This window comes from Modestobacter versicolor, from assembly GCF_041028285.1.
Taxonomy (GTDB): Bacteria; Actinomycetota; Actinomycetes; order Mycobacteriales; family Geodermatophilaceae; genus Modestobacter; species Modestobacter versicolor_A.
Genome location: NZ_JABGDB010000001.1, coordinates 1,100,011 through 1,125,196, shown reverse-complemented (window position 1 = coordinate 1,125,196; position 25,186 = coordinate 1,100,011). Strand labels below are relative to the sequence as shown.

24 protein-coding genes are annotated in these 25,186 nt (G+C 74.9%); 4 read left to right on the top strand and 20 right to left on the bottom strand.

From position 1 onward, the window contains the following. Position 1: 1 nt before the first annotated feature. The 15 genes from efp to HL054_RS05570 form a co-directional block, all read right to left on the bottom strand. On the bottom strand, positions 2-562 hold the full coding sequence (efp, locus tag HL054_RS05640; protein WP_369137826.1) for an elongation factor P: 561 nt from the start codon (positions 560-562) through the stop codon (positions 2-4). Then, a complete protein-coding gene (locus HL054_RS05635; protein ID WP_369137825.1) occupies positions 562-1,659 on the bottom strand; it encodes a M24 family metallopeptidase in 1,098 nt (365 codons plus the stop codon). The genes efp and HL054_RS05635 overlap by 1 nt, the downstream gene beginning before the upstream one ends. Beyond that, positions 1,656-2,090 (bottom strand): type II 3-dehydroquinate dehydratase, encoded by a 435-nt coding sequence (aroQ, locus tag HL054_RS05630; RefSeq protein ID WP_369137824.1) that lies wholly within the window; start codon positions 2,088-2,090, stop codon positions 1,656-1,658. Before aroQ ends, HL054_RS05635 begins: the two co-directional genes overlap by 4 nt. Next, entirely contained in the window at positions 2,087-3,151 is a 1,065-nt protein-coding gene (gene aroB / locus HL054_RS05625) for a 3-dehydroquinate synthase (protein ID WP_369137823.1), read from the bottom strand. Before aroB ends, aroQ begins: the two co-directional genes overlap by 4 nt. Next, positions 3,148-3,678: a shikimate kinase gene (locus HL054_RS05620; RefSeq protein ID WP_369137821.1), complete on the bottom strand. Its 531-nt coding sequence runs from the start codon at positions 3,676-3,678 to the stop codon at positions 3,148-3,150. Before HL054_RS05620 ends, aroB begins: the two co-directional genes overlap by 4 nt. Next, positions 3,675-4,853, bottom strand: coding sequence for a chorismate synthase (gene aroC, locus HL054_RS05615; protein WP_369137820.1), 1,179 nt, complete (start codon positions 4,851-4,853; stop codon positions 3,675-3,677). The genes HL054_RS05620 and aroC overlap by 4 nt, the downstream gene beginning before the upstream one ends. A 24-nt stretch (positions 4,854-4,877) precedes the next feature. Continuing rightward, complete coding sequence (locus HL054_RS05610) at positions 4,878-5,534, bottom strand: prepilin peptidase (protein ID WP_369137818.1); 657 nt, start codon at positions 5,532-5,534, stop codon at positions 4,878-4,880. A 7-nt stretch (positions 5,535-5,541) separates the two neighbouring features. Next, positions 5,542-6,369: a shikimate dehydrogenase gene (locus HL054_RS05605; RefSeq protein WP_369137817.1), complete on the bottom strand. Its 828-nt coding sequence runs from the start codon at positions 6,367-6,369 to the stop codon at positions 5,542-5,544. After that, positions 6,366-8,507: an endolytic transglycosylase MltG gene (mltG, locus tag HL054_RS05600; protein WP_369137815.1), complete on the bottom strand. Its 2,142-nt coding sequence runs from the start codon at positions 8,505-8,507 to the stop codon at positions 6,366-6,368. The genes HL054_RS05605 and mltG overlap by 4 nt, the downstream gene beginning before the upstream one ends. Further along, positions 8,504-8,986, bottom strand: coding sequence for a Holliday junction resolvase RuvX (gene ruvX, locus HL054_RS05595; RefSeq protein WP_369137814.1), 483 nt, complete (start codon positions 8,984-8,986; stop codon positions 8,504-8,506). Before ruvX ends, mltG begins: the two co-directional genes overlap by 4 nt. Beyond that, complete coding sequence (locus tag HL054_RS05590; protein ID WP_369137813.1) at positions 8,976-9,287, bottom strand: hypothetical protein; 312 nt, start codon at positions 9,285-9,287, stop codon at positions 8,976-8,978. Before HL054_RS05590 ends, ruvX begins: the two co-directional genes overlap by 11 nt. A gap of 46 nt (positions 9,288-9,333) precedes the next feature. Next, positions 9,334-12,012 (bottom strand): alanine--tRNA ligase, encoded by a 2,679-nt coding sequence (gene alaS, locus HL054_RS05585; RefSeq protein WP_369137811.1) that lies wholly within the window; start codon positions 12,010-12,012, stop codon positions 9,334-9,336. A 62-nt stretch (positions 12,013-12,074) separates the two neighbouring features. Beyond that, positions 12,075-12,353, bottom strand: coding sequence for a hypothetical protein (locus HL054_RS05580; protein WP_369137810.1), 279 nt, complete (start codon positions 12,351-12,353; stop codon positions 12,075-12,077). Then, entirely contained in the window at positions 12,353-12,778 is a 426-nt protein-coding gene (locus tag HL054_RS05575) for a DUF948 domain-containing protein (RefSeq protein ID WP_369137809.1), read from the bottom strand. Before HL054_RS05575 ends, HL054_RS05580 begins: the two co-directional genes overlap by 1 nt. Positions 12,779-12,896: 118 nt before the next feature. Beyond that, complete coding sequence (locus HL054_RS05570) at positions 12,897-14,231, bottom strand: replication-associated recombination protein A (RefSeq protein ID WP_369137807.1); 1,335 nt, start codon at positions 14,229-14,231, stop codon at positions 12,897-12,899. A 38-nt stretch (positions 14,232-14,269) separates the two neighbouring features. On the opposite strand from HL054_RS05570, the gene HL054_RS05565 reads away from it, so the two are divergent. Together HL054_RS05565 and HL054_RS05560 are read left to right on the top strand one after the other, a co-directional pair. Then, positions 14,270-15,127 (top strand): aldo/keto reductase, encoded by an 858-nt coding sequence (locus HL054_RS05565; RefSeq protein WP_369137806.1) that lies wholly within the window; start codon positions 14,270-14,272, stop codon positions 15,125-15,127. A 722-nt stretch (positions 15,128-15,849) separates the two neighbouring features. Beyond that, positions 15,850-16,200: a DUF559 domain-containing protein gene (locus tag HL054_RS05560; protein WP_369137805.1), complete on the top strand. Its 351-nt coding sequence runs from the start codon at positions 15,850-15,852 to the stop codon at positions 16,198-16,200. A gap of 67 nt (positions 16,201-16,267) precedes the next feature. On the opposite strand, the gene aspS is transcribed toward HL054_RS05560, so the two are convergent. Genes aspS through HL054_RS05540 form a run of 4 tightly spaced genes read right to left on the bottom strand, consistent with a single transcriptional unit; the run spans position 16,268 to position 20,996 of the window. Further along, entirely contained in the window at positions 16,268-18,004 is a 1,737-nt protein-coding gene (gene aspS, locus HL054_RS05555) for an aspartate--tRNA ligase (RefSeq protein ID WP_369137804.1), read from the bottom strand. A gap of 24 nt (positions 18,005-18,028) precedes the next feature. Beyond that, positions 18,029-19,054: an aldo/keto reductase gene (locus HL054_RS05550; protein WP_369137802.1), complete on the bottom strand. Its 1,026-nt coding sequence runs from the start codon at positions 19,052-19,054 to the stop codon at positions 18,029-18,031. Further along, the gene (gene hisS, locus HL054_RS05545; protein WP_369137801.1) at positions 19,051-20,316 is read right to left on the bottom strand and encodes a histidine--tRNA ligase; all 1,266 of its coding nucleotides are present in this window, start codon (positions 20,314-20,316) and stop codon (positions 19,051-19,053) included. The genes HL054_RS05550 and hisS overlap by 4 nt, the downstream gene beginning before the upstream one ends. After that, positions 20,313-20,996, bottom strand: a complete 684-nt coding sequence (locus HL054_RS05540) for an MBL fold metallo-hydrolase (RefSeq protein WP_369137800.1) — start codon at positions 20,994-20,996, stop codon at positions 20,313-20,315. Before HL054_RS05540 ends, hisS begins: the two co-directional genes overlap by 4 nt. Before the next feature lie 161 nt (positions 20,997-21,157). On the opposite strand from HL054_RS05540, the gene HL054_RS05535 reads away from it, so the two are divergent. Both HL054_RS05535 and HL054_RS05530 read left to right on the top strand, forming a co-directional pair. Next, on the top strand, positions 21,158-22,006 hold the full coding sequence (locus HL054_RS05535; protein WP_369137799.1) for a peptidylprolyl isomerase: 849 nt from the start codon (positions 21,158-21,160) through the stop codon (positions 22,004-22,006). A 40-nt stretch (positions 22,007-22,046) separates the two neighbouring features. Continuing rightward, positions 22,047-22,691, top strand: a complete 645-nt coding sequence (locus HL054_RS05530; RefSeq protein WP_369137798.1) for a class I SAM-dependent methyltransferase — start codon at positions 22,047-22,049, stop codon at positions 22,689-22,691. A gap of 77 nt (positions 22,692-22,768) precedes the next feature. On the opposite strand, the gene HL054_RS05525 is transcribed toward HL054_RS05530, so the two are convergent. Further along, positions 22,769-25,174 (bottom strand): RelA/SpoT family protein, encoded by a 2,406-nt coding sequence (locus HL054_RS05525; protein WP_369137797.1) that lies wholly within the window; start codon positions 25,172-25,174, stop codon positions 22,769-22,771. Positions 25,175-25,186 lie beyond the last annotated feature (12 nt).

Genomic DNA, 25,186 nt, shown 5'->3' with positions numbered 1-25,186 from the left:
GTCAGCTGACCCGGCCGAGGTAGCGGCCGTCGCGGGTGTCGACCTTCAGCTTCTCGCCGGTGGTGATGAACAGCGGCACCTGGATCTCCGCGCCGGTCTCCAGCGTCGCCGGCTTGGTGCCGCCGGTGGAGCGGTCGCCCTGCAGGCCCGGGTCGGTGTGCTGCACGACGAGCTCCATGGTCACCGGCAGCTCGACGTACAGCGGGGTGCCGTCGTGCACCGCCACGGTGACCTCGGTGTTCTCCAGCAGGTAGTCCGAGCCGCCGCCGAGCGTCGCCGCCGGCACGTAGATCTGCTCGAAGGTGTCGCCGTCCATGAAGACGAAGTCGGTGCCGTCGGCGTAGAGATAGGTCATCGACCGCTTGTCGACGTTCGCCGTCTCGACCTTGGTGCCGGCGTTGAAGGTGCGGTCGACGACCTTGCCCGACAGCACGTTCTTCAGCGTCGTGCGGACGAAGGCCCCGCCCTTGCCCGGCTTCACGTGCTGGAAGTCGGTCACGGTCCACAGCTGCCCGTCCAGGTTCAGGACGGTGCCGTTCTTGAGGTCGTTGGTGGTAGCCATCAGAGGACCAGCAGTTCCTTGCTCGTGAGGGTCAACAACTCGGGCTCGTCGTCCGTGACGACCAAGGTGTCCTCGATCCGGACACCGCCGTGGCCGGGCAGGTAGACGCCCGGCTCCACGGTGACGGCCATGCCAGCGCTCAGGGTACCTGCGCCCGCTGCAGCGAGGGCCGGAGCCTCGTGGATCTCCAGCCCCACGCCATGCCCGAGGCCGTGGGTGAAGTGCTCGCCGTGGCCGGCCGCGGCGATGACGTCGCGGGCGGCGGCGTCCACCGCCCGAACGTCGGCCCCGACCGCCAGCGCCGCCCGGCCGGCCGCCTGCGCGGCGGCGACGAGGTCGTGCAGCTCGCGCTGCCAGTCCGCCGGGTGGCCCAGCACCAGGGTGCGGGTCATGTCGGAGTGGTAGCCGGCGACGGTGGCGCCGAAGTCCAGCTTGAGCAGGTCGCCGTCGCGCAGCACGGTCGCGTCGGGACGGTGGTGCGGGATCGCGGAGTTCGCACCGGTGGCGACGATCGTCTCGAAGCTCGGCGACTCCGCGCCCAGGGTCAGCATCCGGGCGTCGAGCTCGCGGCCGACCTCCCGCTCGGTGCGGCCCGGGCGCAGCGCGCCCTCCGCGGCCAGCTCGGCCAGCGCGCGGTCGGCGACGGCGCAGGCCTGCCGCAGGGCGTCGACCTCGGCGTCGTCCTTGACCGCGCGCAGCGCCTCGACCGCCCGGCGGACGCTGACCAGCTCGACCGCCGACCCGCCCTCGCCGGTGGCCTGCTCGAGCCCGCGCAGGCCGTCGACGGTGACCGCGTGGGACTCGAAGCCGAGCCGGGTGGCGCCGCCGGCCACCGCCGCGCGGGCCAGCGCCAGCTCGGTGCCCCGGTCGACCAGCAGCTCGACGTCGGGCACCTGGGTGCCGGCCTGCGTCGTGTACCGACCGTCGGTGCCGAACAGGTCGGTGCCGTCGGTGCGCAGCAGCAGCGCGCCGTTGGACCCGGTGAACCCGGTGAGGTAGCGGACGTTGAGCAGGTTCGTGACCAGGACGGCGTCCAGCCCGGCGGCGGCCGCGGTCGCCCGCAGCCGGTCCCGGCGCTCGGCGGTGCGGGTGCTCACCTGGCCCCGCGCAGCACGAGCCACTGCAGCGCCAGCACGTAGCCGTGCACGCCGAGCCCGGTGATGACGCCGGTCGCCGCGCGCGAGACGTAGGAGTGGTGCCGGAACTCCTCGCGGGCGGCGATGTTGGTGAGGTGCACCTCGACCACCGGGGCCTGCACCGCGGCGACCGCGTCGTGCAGCACCACCGAGGTGTGCGACCAGCCGCCGGGGTTCAGCACCAGGGGGTCGCCGGCGTCGGTCAGCTCGTGCACCCAGCGCAGCAGCTGCCCCTCGTCGTCGGTCTGCCGGACGACGACGTCGACCTGCAGCTCCGCGGCCGCGGCCTGCACCAGCTCGACCAGCTCGGCGTACGTCGTCGTCCCGTAGACCTCCGGCTCCCGGGTGCCGAGCCGGCCCAGGTTGGCGCCGTTGAGGACGTGGATCGTCATGCGTGGTCTCCGTTGACTGCTGCCCAGGCGGCGTCGAGCCAAACCTGGTCCGGGTCGGTCAGGATCGTGGGGTTGCCGAGGCCGTCCAGGACGACAAACCGCAGCGAGGCGCCGCGGGCCTTCTTGTCGATCCGCATCACCTGCTGCAGCGCCGCCCAGTCGCCCCGGTAGCTGGTGGGCAGGCCCATCGCCGCCACCAGGTCGCGGTGCCGGTCGGCGTCGGCCCGGCTGAGCCGCCCGGCGGCCGCGGCCAGCTCGGCGGCGAAGACCAGCCCGACGGCCACCGCCTCCCCGTGCCGCCAGCCGAAGTCCTCGACCCGCTCGATGGCGTGGGCGAGGGTGTGGCCGTAGTTGAGGAACTCCCGCCGCCCGGTGTCGTAGAGGTCGTCGGCCACCGCGTCGGCCTTGACCTGCACCGCGCGGGCGATCAGCTCGGCGGTGTCGTCGCACCCGGTCGGGTCGGCGGTGAGCAGCTCGAGCACGCGGCCGTCGGCGATGAAGCCGCACTTGACGACCTCGGCCAGCCCGGACCGGAACTCGGCCTCGGGCAGCCCGGCGAGGGCGTCGGTGTCGGCCAGCACGGCGGCGGGCGGGTGGAAGGCGCCGACGAGGTTCTTGCCCGCGGCGGTGTTGATGCCGGTCTTGCCGCCGACCGCGGCGTCGACCATGCCCAGCAGGCTGGTCGGCACCTGCACGACGCGCACGCCCCGCAGCCAGGTGGCGGCCAGGAAGCCGGCCAGGTCGGTGACCGCTCCCCCGCCGACGCCGACGACCGCGTCCGAGCGGGTGAGCCCGAGCCGGCCGAACTGCTCCCAGGCGCCGGCCGCGACCTCGGCGGTCTTGGCGGCCTCGCCGTCGGGGACGACGACCGCCTCGGCGGCGACGCCGGCCTGCTGCAGCGTCTCCACGGCAGCGCCCGCCGCGGCCGCCAGCGACGGGCTGTGCACGACCGCGGCGCGGGCGGTGCCGTCGAGCACCAGCCCGAGCTGCGCCTGCACCCCCGGGCCGATCAGCACGTCGTAGGGCCGGTCACCGGCGACGGTGATCCGCTGCGCCGTCACGACGTCACCGACCGCACCGCGGCCAGCACGTCGGCCACCACGTCGCCCACCGGCCGGGCGGAGGTGGTCACGGTGGCCGTGGAGACCTCCCGGTACAGCGGGGCGCGGGTCTCCAGCATGCTGCGGAGCATGGCCCGCGGGTTGACCGCCAGCAGCGGGCGGTCGCGGCTGAGCCCGACGCGCTTGGCCGCCGACGGCACGTCGACGTCGAGCCAGACCACGGTGCCGCCGCCGCGCCCGTGCGCGACCAGCAGCTCGCGGGTGGCCGCGTTGGTCACCGCGCCCCCGCCGAGGGCCAGGACGCCGGTGTGCTCGGCGAGGGCGGTGGCGACCGCCGCCTGCTCCAGCGCCCGGAAGCGCGGTTCGCCGTGCTGGACGAAGAGGTCGGCGACCGTCGTCCCGGTGGCGGCCTCGACGTCGGCGTCGGTGTCCCGGAACGGCACCCCGAGCCGCCGGGCCACTCCCGTGCCCACGGTGGTCTTGCCGGCGCCCGGCGGACCGACGAGCACCAGCACGGGACCGGTCATCGCAGGGTCAGCGCGTCGAGGTAGCCCTGCACGTTGCGGCGGGTCTCCGGCACCGAGTCGCCGCCGAACTTCTCCAGCACCGCGTCGGCGAGCACCAGGGCCACCACCGCCTCCATCACCACGCTGCCGCGCGGGACGGCGCAGGCGTCGCTGCGCTGGTTGATCGCCACCGCCGGCTCGCCGGTGGTGGTGTCGATGGTCGCCAGCGCGCGCGGTACGGTGCTGATCGGCTTCATCGCCGCCCGCACCCGCAGCACCTCGCCGTTGGTCATCCCGCCCTCGATGCCGCCGGCCCGGTCGGTGCGCCGGGAGAGCTGGCCGTCGGTCAGGTCGATCTCGTCGTGGGCGACCGAACCGCGCCGGCGGGCGGTCTCCAGGCCGTCGCCGACCTCGACGGCCTTCACCGACTGCACGCCCATCAGCGCACCGGCCAGCCGGGAGTCCAGCCGGCGGTCCCAGTGCACGTGGCTGCCCAGACCCGGCGGCAGGCCGTGGACGACGACCTCGACCACCCCGCCCAGGGTGTCGCCGGACTTCCGGGCGTCGTCGATCTCGGCGACCATCTGCTCGCTGGTCGCCGGGTCGGCGCAGCGCACCGGGTCCTCGTCGATCCGCGGGTTGTCCTCCGGGCCGGGCAGCACGCCGGCCGGGGCGACGACCGGGCCGATGCCGACGACGTGGCTGACCACCTGCACGCCCAGCACCTGCTGCAGGAAGGCCCGCGCGACGGTGCCCAGCGCGACCCGGGCGGCGGTCTCCCGCGCGCTGGCCCGCTCCAGCACCGGGCGGGCGTCGTCGAAGCCGTACTTCTGCATGCCGGCCAGGTCGGCGTGCCCCGGCCGGGGCCGGGTGAGCGGCGCGTTGCGGGCCTGACCGGCCAGCACCTCGGCGTCGACCGGGTCGGCCGACATCACGCTCTCCCACTTGGGCCACTCGGTGTTGCCGATCTGGACCGCGATCGGCCCGCCCTGGGTGACGCCGTGCCGGACGCCGCCGCTGAGCGTGACGACGTCCTCCTCGAAGCTCATCCGGGCGCTGCGGCCGTGCCCGAGCCGGCGCCGGGACAGCTGGCCGTCCAGGTCGGAGGTCTGCACCCGCACCCCGGCCGGGAGGCCCTCGAGCACGGCGGTGAGCTGTTGACCGTGCGATTCACCTGCGGTCAGCCAGCGCAACATGCCGACGATTCTGCCAGCCGGGGGTCACGCCATCGGCAACGGTGCCGCCAGGGCGAGGGCGGCGTAGGCGCCGACCAGCAGCGGCGGGCCGAACGGCACGGCGGTGCGCCAGCCCGCGCGGCCCAGCGCCACCAGCAGCAGCGAGCCCACCGCACCGGCCAGGAAGCCGAGGAACACGCCGGTGGCCAGCACGCCCCAGCCCGACCAGCCGAGCACCAGGCCGAGCAGCCCGAGCAGCTGCACGTCCCCGCCGCCGAGGCTGCGGGGGTGCACCAGCCGGGCGAGCGTCGCGAGCCCCCAGCTGACGGCGGCCCCGCCGAGCGCGAGGAGCAGCGCGTCGCCGTCCCCGGTGACCGCGGCGTCGACCGCCAGGGCGAGGGCGCAGCCGGCGACGGCCGGGAGGACGACCCGGCGGGGCAGCCGGTGCACGGCCAGGTCGACCCCGGCCAGGACGACGGCGGCCGCCCCGAACCAGCCGAGCGCGACGACCGCCGGGCGGGCCCCGGTCAGCACGGGGGCGGCGGCCACCGCGCCGGCGGCGAGCAGGGCGGTGACGGCCACCCGGCGGGGTGCCGCGCGGGCCGACGGGTCGCGCCGGGCCAGCCGCACCGTGGTCGTGGCCAGCCACGGACCCAGCAGCAGCCCCACGACGCCGCCGGCGACGGCCAGCGCTCCGGTCACGGCCGGGTCAGGCGTCCAGCGCGGCGCGCATCGCGGCGATCGGCGCCGACTGCCCGGTCATCAGCTCGACCTGCGCCGTGGCCTGCCAGAACAGCACCTCCAGGCCGCTGATCGAGTGCCCGCCGGCCTCCTCCACCTGCTGGGCCAGCGGGGTCGGCCAGTCCGCGTAGAGCACGTCGAGCACGGTCTGCCGGGCGCGCCAGCCGAGCGCCGCGACCACCGGCTGGGCACCGACCGGGACCGCGCTGACCACCACCGGGGCCTCGACGGCCGAGACGTCGTCGAACCGCTGCACGTGGCTGACCACCCCCAGCACCTCGAGCACCCGCACCAGGTCGGCGGCCCGGGCCGGCTCGCGGACCAGCACGTCGACCTGCCGGGCGCCCAGGGAGGCCAGCGCGACGGCCGCGGCGCCCGCCGTCCCGCCGGCGCCGAGGATCGCGGCGTGCTCGACCTGCTCGATGCCGCCGGCCCGCAGCGCCGTGCCGACCCCGGCGACGTCGGTGTTGTCCGCGCGCCAGCCGCCGTCGGCGGTCCGGGTGAGGGTGTTGGCCGCGCCGAGGAGCCGGGGCAGGGCGGCGACCTCGTCGGCGGCCTGCACCGCCGCCTGCTTGCACGGCATGGTCACCGAGAAGCCCCGCCACTCCGGGCCCAGGCCGGCAAGCAGCACCGGCAGGTCCTCGGCGCCGATGTCCAGCGCGTCGTAGCTCCAGCCGGGGAGGCCGAGCGCGGCGTAGGCCGCCCGGTGCAGCAGCGGGGACAGGGAGTGGCTGACGGGCCGGCCGAGGACCGCAGCCCTGCTGACCGGCCCGTCGTCCGCGGGCGAGGCGGTCAATTGCCCGGGTTGTCCCGCAGCCACTGCTGGAACAGCAGCACGTTCTCCTCGTGCTCCTCGGCGGTGGCCGCGAAGCGGGTCTCACCGGTGTCCGGGTCGACCACGACGAAGAACAGCCAGTCGCCCGGGGTGGGAGCCTGCACCGCGCGGATGGCGTCCTCGCCGGGGTTGCTGATCGCGCCCGGCGGCAGCCCGGTGTGCACGTAGGTGTTGTAGAGGGAGGGGTTGGCCCGGTCCTCGCTGGTGGTGGTGATGCCGGCCTTGCCGTTGGCGTAGTTCACCGTGGTGTCCAGCTGGAGGGGCATGTCGATGGCCAGCCGGTTGTCCAGCACCTGGGCGACCTTGCCCATGTCCTCGACGGAGCCGGCCTCGGCCTGCACGATGCTCGCCTCGGTGATCAGGGCCAGCCGCTCGGCCTCGGGCACCTGCAGCCCGTCGAGCACCCGCACCGAGCCGGCCACCATCTCCGACAGCACCTCGGCGGCGGTGTCCCCGGGCTCGATGTCGTAGGTGGCCGGGAACAGCCAGCCCTCGAGCAGCCCGTTGGCGTAGGACGGCAGGCCCAGCGCGGCGGGGTCGGCCACGGCAGCCTGCAGGTCCGCCAGCGGCAGCCCGCCCTGCTCGGCGAGCCGGTCGAGGACCTGGGTCTGGGTCAGCCCCTCGGGGACGGTGACCCGGGAGACCTGACGGGACGCGGGGTCCAGCAGCAGGTCCAGCGCGGCCTGACCGGACATCTGCAGCCGCAGCCGGTAGACGCCCGGCTGGATGCCGGTGGCCGCGGGGTTGGCGTCGGCCGCGTCCTCGAAGGGCTCGCTCGAGGCGATGACGTCGGCGCCCACCAGCGTGCCGGCGATGGCCCGCAGCGAGTCGCCCGGCTCGACCCGGACGTCGACCTCGCCGGTGCCGGCGCCGGTGTAGTCCTCGGCGACCGGGTTCAGCCGGTCGTACAGCGCCTTGCCGCCGTACGCCAGGCCGCCCACCAGGCCGAGGAGGACCAGCAGCGACAGCACGACGGCGATCGGCCGTCGGCGCCGGCCGGAGCCGCCCCGCCCGCCGCCACGACCGCCACGACCGCCGCGGCGGCCACCGCCACCCGAGCCGCCCCCGACGTCGTCGTGCCCGTCGTGGTCGTCGTGGTCGTCGTGGTCGTCGACGACCACGAGCTCGAGGCCCCCGGTCTGGTCGAAGACCGTCGGGTGCCCGTCGTGGTCGTCGTGGTGCCCGTCGTGCAGGTCGTCGTGCGGGTGGTCGCCGAGCGGGTGGTCGCCGAGCGGGTGGTCGTCGTGCGGGCGGTCGTCGGGGCCGCCGCGGTGCCGGACCTGCGCGGCGTGCCAGCCGGCGTCCTCGTCGACGAGCGGCTCGTCGCCGAGGGCGGCGTGCGCCTCGGTCGCCGGGTCGGCGACGGGCGCCGGGCGCTGCCCGGCGGGCAGCGCGCTGCCCGGGGCGTCGGTGAACAGGGAGGCGAGCGACCCGGCGGAGGCGGGCTGCGGCTCGTCGGCGGGCGCGGCGGCCGGGCGCGCCCGCGGCGGGACCGGGACACCCGGGCCGGGCGCGGGACGCCCGGTGGCCGACAGCCAGCCCGGGTCGGTCTCGGCGTCGGCGAAGCGGTCGGCGGCGACCCGCTCGGCGGTGGTCGGTGCGGCGGCGGCGCGCGGCGCGAGGGCTGGCCGCCGGGTCGCCGCTGCGGCGTCGGCCCCCAGGTGCGGGACGGCCGGGGGCACGGCGCGCATCTCGCTGGTGCGCGGTGCGTCGGCAGCGGCGGCGGCGGCCGCGCCGGCCCAGGAGCGCGGCGCGAGGGTGCCCGGGCTGCGCGGGGCGGCCTCCGGGCGGTCGATGCCGTAGGCGCTCAGGTCGAGACCGGCCGCGGCCAGCCCCATGTCGGCGATGCCGCCCGCGGCCAGCCCGGTGATCTCCACGTCGGCGACGTCGACGGCGCCGCGCGGCGGCACCTGCAGGCCGGCGCCGTCGGTCTCCGGCGCGTGCCGACGACGGCGGCGCGGGGTGGCGGTGTCGTCGGTGAGCTGCAGCGCGTTTGCGCCGGCCCACGAGTCCAGCAGGTCCGAGGCCGGCCGCCCGGCGTCGGCGCCGTCGGGCTGGGAGTGGCGGCCGCGCGGACGCGGCTGGGTCGGGTCCGTCACGTGTGGCGCCCCCTGGTGTCGGGGCCAGTCCGTGGACGCCCGTCGAGATGGCTCTGCAGGATGACCACGGCCGCCGCCTGGTCGATCACCGGGCGCTGACGGCGGGCAGGGATGCCCCCGGCGCGCAGATGAGTCGCAGCGGTCACGGTGGAGAGCCTCTCGTCGACGAGGTGCACCGGGACGTCCCCGATGCGACTGGCAAGGTCGTCAGCGTAGGCACTGGCATCCCGTGCCGACGCGCCCGACGCACCGGACAGGTGCGTCGGCAACCCCACCACCACCTCGACCACCTCGTGTGTCACGACCAGCGCGGCGAGGCGGGCCAGGTCGCTCCGGTCCTTGGCCCGGCGCAGCGTCTCCAGCGGGCTGGCGAGGGTGCCGGTCACGTCGGAGAGCGCGACGCCGACCCGGACGGTGCCGACGTCGACGCCCAGTCTCCGCCCGGGGACCCAGGTCCCGCTCGTCGGATCAGGGTCCACGGTGGGCACCGCGGCCGTCGCCGTCCCGTCGCGCCCGGTCGTCGGGCCGGGGCCGGCCGGGCACCCGCGGCGGGTAGCTGCCCAGGTCCAGCTGGCCGGTCTCCGGCGCCGCCAGCGGCGCCGGGGCGCCGTCAGGCCCGTCCGGGACGCCGTCCGGCTCGACCGGGGCGATCCCGGCCGAGGACGGCGGCAGCGGGACCCGCTCGGTGGCGTGCTGACCGGCGCGCACCTCGGCGGGGTCGGCGGCCGGACCCGGCCGCGGGGGCACCGGCGGCCGGCCGGAGCGACGCGTCGGCGCCACAGCCGGGTCGGCGCCCTCCGCATCGGGTCGCTCGCGCACGGCTGCCTCAGCCCCGGCCGCTGATCGCCTGCTCGACGGCCGCGAGGGCCGCCGGGATGCCCGCGGGGTCGGTGCCGCCGCCCTGCGCCACGTCCGGCTTGCCGCCGCCCCGGCCGCCGACCGGACCGGCCGCGGCCTTGAGCAGGTCGTTGGCCGACAGGCCGCGCTGCTGGGCGGGCGGGTTGACCGCGGCGATGAGCGCGACCTTGCCGTCGGCGGCCGACGCCAGCACGACCACGGCCGGCTGGTCGCCGAGCCGCCCGCGGACGTCCAGCGCGAGGGTGCGCAGGTCGCCGCCGGACAGCCCGTCCGGCGCGGCGGTGACGACCGCGATCCCGCCGACGTCGCGGGCCGAGGCGGCGAGGTCGCCGGCGGCGGCCAGCGTCTGCTTGCCGCGGAGGTCGGCGAGCTCGCGGTCGGCGTCCCTGAGCCGGCCGAGCATGCCCTCCACCCGGTCGAGGACGCCGTCCTGCGGGGTCTTGAGCAGGTCGGCCAGCTGGCGCACCAGGTCGCGCTCGCGGGCCAGGTACCGGAAGCCCTCCAGCCCGACCGCGGCCTCGACCCGCCGTGCGCCGGACCCGACCGAGCTCTCCCCGGTGAGCGCCAGCGTGCCGATCTGCGCGCTGCCGCGCACGTGGGTGCCACCGCACAGCTCGCGCGACCACTCGCCGCCGATCTCGACGACGCGCACCTGCTCGCCGTAGGTCTCGCCGAACAGCGCCAGGGCGCCGAAGTCGCGGGCCTCGGGCAGCGTCATGTACAGCGCGCGGACACCGTGGTCGGCCCGGACCGCGGCGTTGGCGACGTCCTCGACGTCGATCCGCTGCTGCGGGGACAGCGCGCCCTGCCAGGCGAAGTCCAGCCGCAGGTAGCCGGGGCGGTTGTAGGAGCCGGACTGCAGCGCCTGCGGGCCGAGCACCTGGCGGAGCGCGGCGTGCAGCACGTGCGTGCCCGAGTGCGCCTGGCAGGCCGACAGCCGCCAGTCGCGGTCGACCTGCGCGCGCAGCTCGGTGCCCGCGCGCAGCTCCCCCTCGAGCACCCGCACCTGGTGGGCGACCAGGCCCTTGACCGGGCGCTGGACGTCGACGACCTCGGCCCGGCCGCCGTCCCAGACGAGCTCACCGGCGTCGGCGACCTGGCCACCGGACTCCGCGTAGAACGGCGTCCGGTCCAGCACGACCCGGGTGAGCCCGCCGGGGCCGACCACCGGCTCGGCGTCGTCGGAGGTGGCGTCGTCACCCTCGTCGACGACCCCGAGCACGCGGGACTCGGTGTGCAGGGTGTCGTAGGCCCGCCAGTCGGTGGGGCCGAACTCGGCCAGCAGCCGGCGGTAGGCCAGCACGTCGACCGACCCGGTGCGCTTGGCCCGGGCGTCGGCGCGGGCCCGGTCGCGCTGCTCGGTCATCAGGGCGCGGAAGCCCTCGGCGTCGACGGTGACGCCCTGCTCGGCGGCCATCTCCAGGGTGACGTCGATCGGGAACCCGTAGGTGTCGTGCAGCGAGAACGCCTGGGTGCCCGACAGCGCCGGGGTGCCCGCGGCCTTGGCCTGGGCGACCGCGGTGTCGAACAGCGCCGTCCCGGCCGCGAGGGTGCGCCGGAACGCCTCCTCCTCGGCGTAGGCGATGCCGGAGATGCGCGCGAAGTCGGCGGCGACCTCGGGGTAGCTGGCGCTCATCGCGTCACGGGAGACCGGCAGCAGCGCCGGCAGGGCGGCGTCCTCGACCCCGAGCAGCTTCATCGACCGGACGGCGCGGCGCAGCAGCCGGCGCAGGATGTAGCCGCGGCCCTCGTTGCCCGGGGTGACGCCGTCGCTGATCAGCATCAGCCCGCTGCGCACGTGGTCGGCGACCACCCGCAGCCGGACGTCGGCCTCGTGGTCGGCGCCGTAGCGGACACCGGCGAGCTCGGCCGCCCTGTGCAGCACCGGGGCGACCTCGTCGATCTCGTACATGTTGTCGACGCCCTGCAGCAGGAAGGCAACCCGCTCCAGGCCCATGCCGGTGTCGATGTTCTTCTTCGGCAGGTCGCCGAGGATCGGGAACTCCTTGCCCTCCCCCGGCCCCCGCTCGTACTGCATGAAGACGAGGTTCCAGATCTCCAGGAACCGGTCGCCGGTCGGGTCGGCCTCCGGGCCGCCGTCCGGGCCGTACTCCGGGCCGCGGTCGTAGTGGATCTCCGAGCACGGGCCGGCCGGGCCGGCGGCACCGGTGGACCAGTAGTTGTCGTCCTTGCCGCGGCGCTGGATCCGCTCCGCCGGCACGTAGGCCAGCCAGGCGTCGAAGGCCTCGTCGTCGTCGAGGTAGACCGTCGGCCAGATCCGCTCCGGGTCCAGGCCGAGCCCGCCGTCGGCGACCGCGCCGGTGACCAGCTCCCAGGCGAAGGCGATCGCCTCGGTCTTGAAGTAGTCGCCGAAGGAGAAGTTGCCGTTCATCTGGAAGAACGTCCCGTGCCGGGTGGTCTTGCCCACCTCCTCGATGTCGAGGGTGCGCACGCACTTCTGCACGCTGGTGGCCCGCGGGTAGGGCGCTGGCTCCCGCCCGGTCAGGTACGGGATGAACGGCACCATCCCGGCGACGGTGAACAGCAGCGAGGGGTCGGGCGACACCAGCGACGCGCTGGGCACCACGGTGTGGCCCCGCTTCTCGAAGTGCTCGAGGAAGCGGCGGCGGATCTCGGCGGTCTGCATGCGGGAGGTCTCGGTCCTTCAGCGCGGGGTGGGCGCGCGGGTGGCGCCCGGGTGGGGTGGTGTCAGCTGTCCGCGGCGTGGGCGCCGCGGCGCGGCAGGGCGGTCTGCTCGGGCAGCGGCGCGTCCAGCCCGGTGCCGGCGCGCAGCTCGTCCTCGCGGGCGGCCGCGGCGGCGCGCACGTCGGCGCCGAAGTCACCGATCGCCTCGGCCAGGTCGCGCAGGCCGTCGGCCAGCTGCCCGGCGATGCCCTGCGGGGTCAGCTTCTCGGCCGCGCGGGACAGCCGGCGGACGACGAGGGCGCCGATGGTGATGCCCATGGCGAGCCAGAACAGCCGGCGCATCAGGCGGCCCGCCGACCGGCGCGCCGGGCCCGGCGCTCGTCCTTGGCGCTGCGCTGGGCGTCGGCCAGGGCCGCGCCCTCGCGCTTCTTCCGGGCCGCGCTGCGCACGCCGTAGCTGAACGCGGCGACCTTGATCAGCGGGCTGCCGAGCGTGGCGGCGAAGACGCTGGTCAGGGCGGCGACGTTGCTCGACACGTTGGCCGCGTTGCCGGTGATGTCGTCGACCCGCTCGAGGTTGGCGTTGACGTGGGTGACCGTCGTCGACGCCTGGCTCAGGATCGGCTGGCTCTGCTCCCGTACCTGGCGGATGGTCAGCGTGGTCTCGTCCAGGGTGCGCCCGAGCTTCAGCAGCGGCACCGCCAACAGGAGGACCAGCAGCACCAAGGCGAGGGCTGCGACCAGCCCGGCCCACTCTCCTGCGGACACGCGTGCACTCCTCTGGTCAGACTCTCGTCGTCCGGCCCCGGTCCAGGGCTCCGGCCGGGGGTGGGGCAACACTAGCCGCGGGCGCCGACGGTCGCCGTCGGCTTCCGGTCGCGGCGGCTCAGCCGCGGCGGCGGACGATCGCGCGGAGCTTGGCCAGCCGGGCACCGATCTGCGCCTCGACGCCACGGCCGGTGGGGCGGTAGTAGTCGCGGCCGACCAGCGCGTCGGGCGGGTACTGCTGCGGCACGACGCCGTCGGGGTGGGCGTGCGGGTAGACGTAGGTCTTCCCGTGGCCGAGCTTCTTCGCCCCGGCGTAGTGCGCGTCGCGCAGGCCTGCGGGCACCGGGCCGGCCAGGCCGGCCCGCACGTCGGCGACCGACTCCCCCATCGCCGTGGTGACCGCGTTGGACTTCGGCGCGGTCGCCAGGTGGACGACGGCCTGCGCCAGCGGGAAGTGGCCCTCGGGCATGCCGATGAACGCGACGGCGTCGGCGGCGGCCACGGCGGTGAGCAGCGCGGTCGGGTCGGCCATGCCGATGTCCTCGCTGGCGGAGATCACCAGCCGCCGGGCGATGAACCGCGGGTCCTCCCCCGCCTCCACCATCCGGGCCAGGTAGTGCAGCGCCGCGTCGACGTCGCTGCCCCGGATGCTCTTGATCAGCGCGCTGGCGATGTCGTAGTGCTGGTCGCCGGAGCGGTCGTAGCGCACCGCGGCCTGGGCGACCGCCGTCTCCAGGGTGGCGAGGTCGAGCACGTCGGAGCCCACCGCCCGGGCCGCGCCCGCGCCGCTCTCCAGCGCCGTCAGCGCCTTGCGGGCGTCGCCGCCGGCGACCCGCAGCAGGTGCTCCTCGGCCTCCTCGGTGAGCGTCACCGCGCCGTCCAGCCCGCGTTCGCTGGTCAGGGCCCGGCGCAGCACGGTGCGCACGTCGTCGTCCTCGAGCGGCTGCAGCGCCAGCACCAGGCTGCGCGACAGCAGCGGGCTGACCACGGAGAAGAACGGGTTCTCGGTGGTCGCCGCGACCAGGCTGACGATCCGGTCCTCGACGGCGGACAGCAGCGAGTCCTGCTGGGTCTTGGAGAACCGGTGCACCTCGTCGATGAAGAGCACGGTGCGGCGGCCGGCGTGGGTGAGCTCGCGCTTGGCGGCGGCGATGACCGCGCGGACCTCCTTCACCCCGGCGTCCAGCGCGGACAGCTGCACGAAGGAGCGCTTGGTGGCCAGCGAGATGACGTGCGCCAGGGTGGTCTTGCCGGTGCCGGGCGGGCCGTAGAGCACCAGCGACATCGGCTCGTCGGCCTCGACCAGCCGGCGCAGCGGGGCGCGCGGGCCGAGCAGGTGCTGCTGGCCGACCACCTCGTCGAGCGACTGCGGCCGCATCCGGACGGCCAGCGGCGCGCCGGGGTCGACCGGCGGCGGCCCCTCGTCGGGCGCGGGGTCGAACAGCGAGCTCACGGTTGCGAAGTTACCCGCGGCCAGCGACGGTCCTGACCATGCAGCAGCGACGACTCGGCTCCACGACCGTCAGCGCCATCGGCCTGGGCGCGATGCCCCTGTCGACCAAGGTGCCCCGCCCCTCCCCGGAGGAGGCCGAGGCCGTCGTGCACGCCGCCCTGGACGCCGGGGTGACGCTGATCGACACCGCGGACGCGTACTCGATCGACGAGGCGGAGTTCGGGCACAACGAGGAGCTGGTGGCACGTGCGCTGGCCTCCTACGGCCGGTCCGACGACGTGCTGGTGGCCACCAAGGGCGGGCACACCCGGCGCGGCGCCGAGTGGGAGCTGGACGGGACGCCGGGGTACCTGCGCCGGGCCTGCGAGGCCTCGCTGCGCCGGCTGGGGGTCGAGGCGATCGGCCTGTACCAGCTGCACCGGCCGGACCCGGCCACGCCGTGGGAGGAGTCGATGGGCGCGCTGAGGTCGCTGCTGGACGACGGCCTGGTGCGGATGGCCGGCATCTCCAACGCCGACCTGGCGCAGATCGACGCCGCCCGGGCGATCGTCGGCGACGGCCTGGTGAGCGTGCAGAACCAGTTCTCGCCCGGCTACCGGTCCTCCGCCGGCGAGCTCGCGCACTGCGCCGCGACCGGGCTGGCGTTCATCCCGTGGAGCCCGTTCGGCGGCGTCTCGGCGGCCAAGTCGCTGGACACCACCGCCGACGAGTTCGCCGCCGTCGCCGCCGAGCTCGACGTCTCGGTCTACCAGGTGACGCTGGCCTGGCACCTCGCCCAGGCCGACGTGGTGCTGCCCATCCCAGGGGCGTCCCGGCCCCAGTCGATCGTCGACTCGGCAGCCGCGGTGCACGTCCAGCTCACCGCCGAACAGCGCGCCCGCCTCGACAACGCCTGACCCTCACCCTCGACCCGAGGGTGAGTGTCTAGGTCGCCTGCGTTGATCATCGGCATCCGCCACGTCCGGCCGGCGTGTCGGCGGCCAGATGCCGATGATCACCGCGGACCCGAGGCCGACCGGGGCGCCGTCCACAGGGCGGATCGCTGTGCACAGATGCGCTGCGTCGCTGGTGGGCGGCCGGGGCGCGGCCGAGCGTGGCGGCATGCCCGAGGTCTTCACCACTGCCGCAGCCCGGTCGATGGGCGTGCCGCGGTCGGCGCTGCGCGGTCCGGCGTTCGTGCGGCTTGCCCACGGCGTCCACGTCCGGCTGGACGACGCCGTCGACGAGGTCGAGCGGCTGGCTCTGCTGGCGAGCGTCCTGCCGCCCGACGCCGCGTTCAGCCACCAGACCGCCGCCACCGTGCTGGGTGCCCCGGCGCACCCGCCACCCCGCCCGCACGTGGCGCTGACGCCGCGGAGGGTGCTGCCCCAGCACGCCGGGTTGGTCGTGCACGGCCGCCGGCTCGAGCGACCGGACGTCGTCACCCACCGAGGAGTGCGTGTGACCTCGGGGGCGCAGACGTTCCTCGACCTGGCCGCGGTCCTGCCCCCGCACGAGCTCGTCGCCGTGGGCGACGCCCTGGTCCGCTGCCACCACCTGGACGACGCGCGGCTCGCCGAGCGCCTGGCCCGCCCGCTCCCGGGTGCGCGGCGTCGTCCGGGCACGGGCGTGTGCGCCGTTGCTCGACCCCCGCGCCCAGTCCCGCCCGGAGAGCCTGACCCGCTACTGGCTGGGCACCAGCGACCTGCCGGCCCCGGAGCTCCAGTTGCCCGTCACCGACCGGCGCGGTCGGGTGGTCGCCCACGGCGACCTCGGCTACAGCCGCTGGAAGGTCCTGCTCGAGTACGAGGGCCGGCAGCACGCCGAGGCCGGGCAGTTCGACCGGGACATCGACCGCTACTCGCTGATGGCGGCCGGTGGCTGGCTCGTGCTGCGGTTCGCCCGCCGCCACCTCACCGGACCGTGGACAGTCGTCAACCGGACCCGCGGCGCCCTGCTCAGCCAGGGGTGGCGGCCTGGCCAGGGTTGATCATCGCCATGTGGCCGGTCGCCACGCCGGTGCGGGCGACCACATGCCGATGATCAACGCGAAGACCTCAAGGCGCCGGGTCGGGCTCCGGGACGAGGTCGATGCCGGCCTCGGCGCGCTGTGCGTCGGAGATCGGCGTCGGCGCGCCGGTCAGCGGGTCGTAACCGGCGCCGGTCTTCGGGAAGGCGATGACCTCGCGGATCGAGTCGACCCCGGCCAGCAGCGCGGTGAGCCGGTCCCAACCCAGCGCAGCGCCGGCGTGCGGCGGCGGGCCGTAGGCGAACGCCTCGAGGAAGAACCCGAACCGCTCCCGGGCCTCCTCGCGCGACATGCCGAGGGTCTCGAACACCCGCTCCTGCAGGTCGGCGTCGTGGATGCGGACCGACCCGCTCATCAGCTCGTTGCCGTTGACCACCAGGTCGTAGGCGTCCGACAGCGCGCCGCCCTTGTCCTCGGCGAAGCGGTCCCGCCACTCGGGGGTGGGCGAGGTGAACGGGTGGTGCATGAACGTCCAGTCGCCGTTCTCGGTCTCCTCGAACATCGGGAAGTCCACGACGAACAGGAACGACCACGACCCCGGCTCGATCAGCTCCAGCCGCTTGGCCACCTCGTTGCGCGCGGCGCCGAGCAGCTCCTGCGAGGAGCGGCGGGCCCCAGCGGCGAAGAAGACGCAGTCGCCCGGCTCAGCGCCGACGGCCTCGACCAGACCGGCCCGCTCGGCGTCGGAGATGTTCTTGGCCACCGGGCCGCCGAGGGTGCCGTCCTCGGCGATGGTCACGTAGGCCAGCCCCTTGGAGCCCCGCGAACGCGCCCAGTCCTGCCAGGCGTCGAAGGCCCGGCGCGGCTGCGACCCGCCGCCGGGCATCACGATGGCGCCGACGTAGGGCGACTGGAACACCCGGAACGGGGTCTCCGCGAAGTACGAGGTGAGCTCGGTCAGCTCGATCCCGAAGCGCAGGTCGGGCTTGTCCGAGCCGAACCGGTCCATCGCCTCGCGGTAGCTCATCCGCGGGATCTCCGGCACGTCGTAGGACGCCAGCTCCCGCCACAGCTGCCGGACGACGTCCTCGGCCACGGCCAGCACGTCGTCGCGGTCGACGAAGCTCATCTCGAAGTCCAGCTGGGTGAACTCCGGCTGCCGGTCGGCGCGGAAGTCCTCGTCCCGGAAGGCCCGGGCGATCTGGTAGTACCGCTCCAGCCCGCCGATCATCAGCAGCTGCTTGAACAGCTGCGGCGACTGCGGCAGTGCGTACCAGGACCCCGGCTGCAGCCGCACCGGGACGACGAAGTCGCGGGCACCCTCCGGCGTGGAACGGGTCAGCGTCGGCGTCTCGACCTCGACGAACCCGTGGCCGGCCATGACCTGGCGGGCGATCCGGTTGATCTCCGAGCGCAGCCGAAGCACCCCGGCCGGGCCCTGACGGCGCAGGTCGAGGTAGCGGTACTTGTAGCGGACGTCGTCCCCGGCGGCCTGGGTGGTCTCGATCGGGAACGGCAGCGGCGCGGACGCCGAGAGGACGATGACGGCGGTGGCGACGACCTCGATCTCGCCGGTCGGCAGCTCCGGGTTCTCGTTGCCGGCCGGGCGGGCCTGCACCTGCCCGGTCACCAGCACGCAGTACTCGTTGCGCAGCGCGTGCGCCTCCTCCTCCCGGACGACGACCTGGGCGTAGCCCGAGGCATCGCGCAGGTCGAGGAAGACGACCCCGCCGTGGTCGCGCCGGCGGGCGACCCAGCCGGCGAGGGTGACCGTGGAACCGGCGTCGGTCGCGCGGAGCGTGCCGGCGTCGTGGGTGCGGAGCACGTCAGTGCCTTTCGAGAGAGGGGTTCACCAGCGGTCGTGCACGTGGGCGCGGATGCGCTCGTCGTACACGCGCTCAAGGTCGGCGAGCTGGCTGTCGGACAGCGACGGGAGGGCGGCGGCGGCGACGTTGCCGAGCGCCTGCTCGACGTTGCGCGCACCGGGGATGACGGTGGTGACCCCGGGCTGGTCGATGACCCAGCGCAGCGCGAACGCCGAGGTGGCGACGTCGGGACCGGCGATCTCCGCCACCTCGCGCGCCGCGGCCACGCCGACCTCGAACGGCACGCCGGCGAAGGTCTCGCCGACGTCGAAGGCCTCGCCGTTGCGGTTGAAGTTCCGGTGGTCGTCGGCGCCGAACGTGGTGTCGGCGGTGTACTTGCCGGTCAGCAGCCCGCTCGCCAGCGGCACCCGGGCCAGGATGCCGACGTCGGCGCGCTGGGCGGCCGGCAGCAGCTGCTCCAGCGGCTTGCGCCGGAAGATGTTGAGGATCACCTGGATCGACTGCACGCCGGGGTGCTGCAGCGCGGTCAGCCCCTCGGCGACGGTCTCCACCGAGACGCCGTAGCCGGCGATGGCCTGCTCCTCGACCAGGGCGTCGAGGGTCGCGTAGACCCGCTCGTCGGAGTAGACGGCCGGCGGCGGGCAGTGCAGCTGCACCAGGTCCAGCGTCTCGACCCCGAGGTTGCGGCGCGAGCGGTCGACCCAGGCCCGCAGGTTCTCCGGGGTGTAGGTCTCGGCGGTGAACGGGTCGGCGCGGCGGCCGGCCTTGGTGGCCACGAACGGGCGCTCGCCGCGGGCGGCCAGCGCCCGGCGGATGCGCTCCTCGGAGCGGCCGTCGCCGTAGACGTCGGCGGTGTCCAGCAGCGTGACACCGGCGTCCAGCGCGGCGTCGAGCACGGCGGCGGCGTCGTCCTCGGAGACGTCGCCCCAGTCGCCGCCCAGCTGCCAGGTGCCGAGCCCGACGACGGACACGTCGGCGCCGGTGCGGCCCAGCGGCCGGGTCTCCATGGGGGTGTTCGCGGCCTCTGCGATGCCGTCAGTGACTGTCACGGCTCAACCGTGCCACGCACCCGCTCGAGCAGCTCACCCAGGGGGACGGCGACCTGCTCGTGGGTGCGCAGGTCGCGCAGCTGGGCCACCCCCTCGGCGAGGTCCCGGTCGCCGACGACCACCGCGTGGCTGGCGCCGGACCGGTCGGCGGCCTTCATCGCGCCCTTGAGGCCGCGGTCGCCGTAGACGGTGTCGGCCGGGACGCCGGCCTCGCGGAGCTGGCCGACGAGCTTCACGGCGTACCGCTTGGCCTCGGCGCCCAGCGGGACGACGAACGCGCGCACCCCCGCCGAGGTCGCGATGTCCAGCCCTTCGGCCTGCACCGCCAGCAGGGTGCGGTCCACGCCGACGGCGTAGCCGATCCCGGACAGGTCGGGGCCACCCAGCGCCGCGGACAGCCCGTCGTAGCGGCCGCCGCCGCCGATCGCCGACTGCGCGCCCAGGCCGGAGTGGACGAACTCGAACGTGGTCTTCGTGTAGTAGTCCAGGCCGCGCACCAGCCGGGGCGCCTCGGTCCACTGCACGCCCAGGTCGGTCAGGTGCTCGCGGACGGCGTCGTAGTGCGCCTTCGTGGAGTCCGAGAGGTGGTCGACCATCAGCGGGGCGCCGTCCAGCTGGGCCTGCACCTCGGGGCGCTTGTCGTCGAGCACCCGCAGCGGGTTGATCTCCGCGCGGCGGCGGGTGTCCTCGTCCAGGTCGAGGCCGGCCAGGAAGTCCACCAGCAGCTCGCGGTACTGCGGCCGGCAGGTGGCGTCGCCCAGCGAGGTGAGCAGCAGCTCGAAGCCGGTCAGCCCCAGGTCGCGGAACCCCTGCACCGCCAGCGCGACCACCTCGGCGTCCAGTGCGGGGTCGTCGACGCCCAGGGCCTCGCAGTCGACCTGGGTGAAGTGCCGGTAGCGGCCGGCCTGCGGGCGCTCGTAACGGAACGCCGACCCGACCGCCCACAGCTTCACCGGCAGCGCGCCGGAGTACAGCCGGTGCTCGATGAAGGAGCGCATCAGCCCGGCGGTGAGCTCCGGGCGCAGCGTCAGCGACCGGCCGCCGCGGTCGGTGAACGTGTACATCTCCTTGGAGACGACGTCGGTGGACTCCCCCACGCCCCGGGAGAACACCGCGGTGTCCTCGAAGACCGGCGTCTCGACGTAGCCGTAGCCGGCCCGCCGCAACGGCGCGGTGAGGGTGTCCCGGACGGCGAGGAACTCCGCCGAGGCCGGCGGCAGCGTGTCGAACGTCCCCTTGGGAGCCCGCATCGGCTCGCTCACAGTCCTCGTCCCTTCGGCGCACCGGCGGCCTCGGCCAGGTACGGGTTGGTGGCGCGTTCGCGCCCGATGGTGGTGGCCGGCCCGTGCCCGGGCAGGACGACGGTCGCGTCGTCCAGCGGCAGGACGACGTCGCGCAGCGAGCCGAGCATCGCCTCCCAGGACCCGCCCGGCAGGTCCACCCGGCCCACTGACCCGGCGAACAGCACGTCGCCGGCGAGCAGCGCCGGGGAGTCGTCGAGGTCGAGGGAGAAGACCACCGAGCCCTGGGTGTGGCCCGGCGCGTGCCGCACGGTCACCTCCACCCCCGCCAGCGAGAGGGTCGCCCCGTCGGTCAGCGGCCGGACGTCGGCCGGGTCGGGCAGCGCGACCTGACCGATCAGCGGTGCCAGCGCCGGGCCGTGCCAGCGCAGCGGGTCGCTGAGCATCCCGGCGTCGGCGGGGTGCAGGTAGGCGGGGATGTCGTACCCCTCGCAGACCGGCAGCACGGAGAAGGTGTGGTCCAGGTGCCCGTGGGTGAGCACGACGGCCACCGGCTTGAGCCCGTCGTCGGCGAGCATCCGGCCCAGCGGCTCCACCGCCTCCATCCCCGGGTCGACGACGACGCACTCGGCGCCCGGTCCCGAGGCGACGGCGTAGCAGTTCGTGCCGAAGGCGCCGGCGGGGAAGGAGCGGATGAGCACCCGTGCAGGTTACGCGGGGAGATCACCGCCTCCGCGCCGCTGCCAGGGACCGGACAGGTGCCCGCCCTACACTGCGCACTCGACACCGCGGGGTGGACGGCGTCGGCTCGACGAGCGCGACCGCCCCCGCGTCCGTGCAGAAGCCGAGGAGCCCGAGAAGAGTGCCGACCAACAAGCAGCAGCGTCAGGCCGCGCAGCGACGGCTGCAGCGCCAGCTCGAACGGCGTGCCCAGGTCGCCCGCCGGCGCCGCACCCGCCTGCTGATCGGCGTCACCGTGCTGGCCGTGCTGGCGGTCGTCGGCGCAGCGCTGGTGGTCACCAACCTCGGTGACGACGAGGGCAGCAGCACCGCGGCCACGGGCAGCTCCTCGTCGCCGGCAGCCGCCCCCACGGCCGCGGCCACCGCGACCAACGCCGACGGCACCGTCGCCTGCGCCTTCGTCCCCGACGACTCGGGCAACGCGAACCTGACCGACGTCGGCACCCCGCCGGACGCCGCGACCACGCCCACCACGGGCACGTCGACGCTCGTGATGAGCACCGGCCAGGGCGACCTCACCCTGACCCTGGACCGCGCCGGCGCCCCGTGCGCCGCCTCGAGCTTCACCTACCTGGCCTCGCAGGGCTTCTTCGACGGCAGCCCCTGCCATCGGGAGGTCAACCAGGAGACCTTCGGCGTGCTGCAGTGCGGCGACCCGTCGGGCACCGGTCAGGGCGGCCCGACGTACAAGTTCGGCCAGGAGGTCAGCGCGGACACCACCTACCCGCGCGGCACCATCGCGATGGCCAACAGCGGCCAGCCGAACTCGACCGGCAGCCAGTTCTTCCTGTGCTTCGTCGACACCGAGCTGTCGCCGGACTACACCGCCGTCGGCACCGTCGACGAGGCCGGGCTGGCCGTGCTGGACCAGATCGCGGCTGCGGGCAACGACGGCTCGTTCGAGCCCAGCCCCGGTGGCGGCGCCCCGACCACCCCGGTGACGATCACCTCGATGACCGTCGTCGGCTGACGCCGGGCGGGGCCGCGCCGCGGCCCGCAGACTGGGCACGATGGACGCCGATCCGTACGCGGGCTTCCCCCCGGGCTTCTTCGACCGCAGTGACGAGGCGCCGGACGCCGGGTTCTACCGGAGCCCGCGGCTGGTGACCCACATCGACGACGGTGCGATCGCCGCGGTCGGGCAGCTGTACGCCGACCTCGGCATCGACGGGGACGCCCCGCGGCCGGTGCGGGTGCTGGACCTGATGTCGTCGTGGGTGTCGCACTTCGGCACCCCGCCGGCCGAGCTGGTGGTGCTTGGGATGAACGCCGCGGAGCTGGCGGCGAACCCCGCGGCGACGGAGCGGCTGGTGCACGACCTGAACGCCGACCCGCGGGTGCCGCTGCCCGACGACGACGTCGACGCGGTGGTCTGCTGCGTGTCGATCGACTACCTCACCCGGCCCGTCGAGGTGCTCGCCGAGGCCGCGCGGGTGCTGCGCCCCGGCGGGCACCTGGCGATCACGTACTCCAACCGGTGCTTCCCGACCAAGGCGGTGCGCGGCTGGCTGGCCACCGACGACCAGCAGCACGGGGCCGTCGTCGCCGAGCTGGTCCGGCGCGCCGGTGGGTTCACCGAGCCCACGGTCCAGCTGCGCACGCGGCCGGGCACCGGCGACCCGCTCTACGCGGTCACCGCCACCCGGCTCGCCTGACGGGAGACCCCGTCCCCGGCCCCGCTGCAGGGACCCGCGCCGCGCGCGGCGCTGCGTGGGGGCAGCGGGGTCGTTCCTCAGGCGGTGACGCGCTCCACGTCGAAGACGCCGTCGACGTTGCGGACCGTCTGCAGCACCGAGCCCAGGTGCGCCGGGTCGGCGAGCTCGAAGGTGAACCGGCTGATCGCCACCCGGTCCCGGCTGGTCTGCACCGACGCGGAGAGGATGTTGACCCGCTCGTCGGCCAGCGCCCGGGTGACGTCGGAGAGCAGCCGGTGCCGGTCCAGCGCCTCCACCTGGATGGCGACCAGGAACACCGACCCCGGCTGGGACGCCCAGTCGACCTCGACCAGCCGCTCGGGCTTGCGCTGCAGGTCCGCGGCGTTGGTGCAGTCGGTGCGGTGCACGCTGACCCCGCCACCGCGGGTGACGAAGCCGAGGATGTCGTCGCCGGGCACCGGCGTGCAGCACTTGGCGAGCTTGGCCCACACGTCGGTCATCCCGTGGACGACGACGCCCGGGTCGCCGCTGGACGTGCGCGCGACCGTCCGCTTGGTCGGGATCGCGGTCTCGGCGATGTCCTCGGTGGCACCCTCGGACCCGCCGAGCGCCGTCATCAGCTTCTCGACCAGCGAGTGCGCCGAGACCTGGTTCTCCCCGACCGCGGCGTAGAGCGCGCTGATGTCCGGGTAGTGCAGGTCGGCGGCCAGGGTGGCCAGCGACTCGCCGCCCATCAGGCGCTGCAGCGGCAGCCCGGCCTTGCGCATCGCCTTGGTGAGCGCGTCCTTGCCGGCCTCGACCGCGTCCTCGCGGCGCTCCTTGGTGAACCACTGGCGGATCTTCGTCCGGGCCCGCGAGGAGCCGACGAAGGTCAGCCAGTCCTGGGAGGGCGCGGCCGTGGGCGAGCGGGAGGTGAAGACCTCCACCACGTCACCGTTGCTCAGCTTGCTGTCCAGCGAGACCAGGTTGCCGTTGACCCGGGCCCCGATGCAGCGGTGGCCGACCTCGGTGTGCACGGCGTAGGCGAAGTCGACCGGCGTCGACTCCCCCGGCAGGCTGATCACGTCGCCCTTGGGCGTGAAGACGAAGACCTCCTGCGGACCGAGGTCGTAGCGCAGCGTCTCCAGGAACTCGCCGGGCTCCTGGGCCTCGCGCTGCCAGTCCAGCAGCTGGCGCAGCCACAGCATGTCGTCGCCCGCGGACCCCGGCGTGGGGCCGGCCTCGGTGGTCTTGCCGCCGCTGCGGGCGTTCTCCTTGTACTTCCAGTGCGCGGCGATGCCGTAGTCGGCGATCCGGTGCATGTCGTGCGTGCGGATCTGCAGCTCGACCGGCTTGCCCTGCGGCCCGATGACCGTGGTGTGCAGCGACTGGTACATGTTGAACTTCGGCATCGCCACGAAGTCCTTGAACCGGCCGGGCACCGGCTGCCAGTGCGCGTGCATGATGCCCAGCGCCGCGTACACGTCGCGTACCGAGTCCACCAGGATCCGGATGCCGACCAGGTCCCAGATGTCGGTGAAGTCGCGGCCGCGGACGATCATCTTCTGGTAGATCGAGTAGTAGTGCTTGGGCCGGCCGGTGACGACGGCCTCGATCTTGGCGGCCTTGAGCTGGTCGGTGACCGCGGAGGCGACCTCGGCCAGGTAGGTGTCCCGGGACGGCGCGCGCTCGGCGACCAGCCGCACGATCTCGTCGTAGCGCTTGGGGTACAGCGTCGCGAACGCGAGGTCCTCGAGCTCCCACTTGATGGTGTTCATGCCCAGCCGGTGGGCCAGCGGGGCCAGGATCTCCAGCGTCTCGCGCGCCTTCTTCTCCTGCTTCTCCGGCGGGAGGAAGCGCAGCGTCCGCATGTTGTGCAGCCGGTCGGCGAGCTTGATCACCAGCACCCGGGGGTCGCGGGACATCGCGACGATCATCTTGCGGATCGTCTCGGCCTGCGCCGCGTCACCGAACTTGACCTTGTCGATCTTCGTGACACCGTCGACCAGGTGGGCGACCTCGGGGCCGAACTCGGCGCGGATGGTGTCCAGGGTGACCCCGGTGTCCTCCACGGTGTCGTGCAGCAGCGCCGCGACCAGCGTCGTGGTGTCCATGCCCAGCCCGGCGAGCACGGTGGCCACTGCCAGCGGGTGGGTGATGTAGGGGTCGCCGCTCTTCCGCTTCTGCGGGGCGTGCGCGGCCTCGGCGACGTCGTAGGCGCGCTGCAGCAGCACCAGGTCGGCCTTGGGGTGGCTCTGCCGGTGGAGCGCGGCCAGCGGCTCGAGGACCGGGCGGATGCCGGTGGACCGCTGCCCGGCGACGATCCGCCGGGCCAGCCGGTCGCGCACCCGGCGGCGGGGCACCGCCTCGTTCTCGCCGCCCGGCTCCGGTGCGACGTCGTCGGGACGGCGGACGGCGGGGCGCTCGGGCAGCGCGGGCCTCGGCGCGGCCTCCTCGGTGGGGGGCGCGCCGGACGTCCGGGGTGCGACGACGTCAGAGGCCACGGGTGCTCCTGC

What these genes read in the sequence shown, in the direction of transcription:
- HL054_RS05530 (WP_369137798.1), top strand. Translation starts at nt 22,047, where the DNA reads ATGGACGCCGATCCGTACGCGGGCTTCCCCCCGGGCTTCTTCGACCGC.
- aroQ (WP_369137824.1), bottom strand. Translation starts at nt 2,090, where the DNA reads ATGACGATCCACGTCCTCAACGGCGCCAACCTGGGCCGGCTCGGCACC.
- alaS (WP_369137811.1), bottom strand. Translation starts at nt 12,012, where the DNA reads ATGCAGACCGCCGAGATCCGCCGCCGCTTCCTCGAGCACTTCGAGAAG.
- efp (WP_369137826.1), bottom strand. Translation starts at nt 562, where the DNA reads ATGGCTACCACCAACGACCTCAAGAACGGCACCGTCCTGAACCTGGAC.
- HL054_RS05565 (WP_369137806.1), top strand. Translation starts at nt 14,270, where the DNA reads ATGCAGCAGCGACGACTCGGCTCCACGACCGTCAGCGCCATCGGCCTG.
- HL054_RS05620 (WP_369137821.1), bottom strand. Translation starts at nt 3,678, where the DNA reads ATGACCGGTCCCGTGCTGGTGCTCGTCGGTCCGCCGGGCGCCGGCAAG.
- aroC (WP_369137820.1), bottom strand. Translation starts at nt 4,853, where the DNA reads ATGTTGCGCTGGCTGACCGCAGGTGAATCGCACGGTCAACAGCTCACC.
- HL054_RS05580 (WP_369137810.1), bottom strand. Translation starts at nt 12,353, where the DNA reads ATGCGCCGGCTGTTCTGGCTCGCCATGGGCATCACCATCGGCGCCCTC.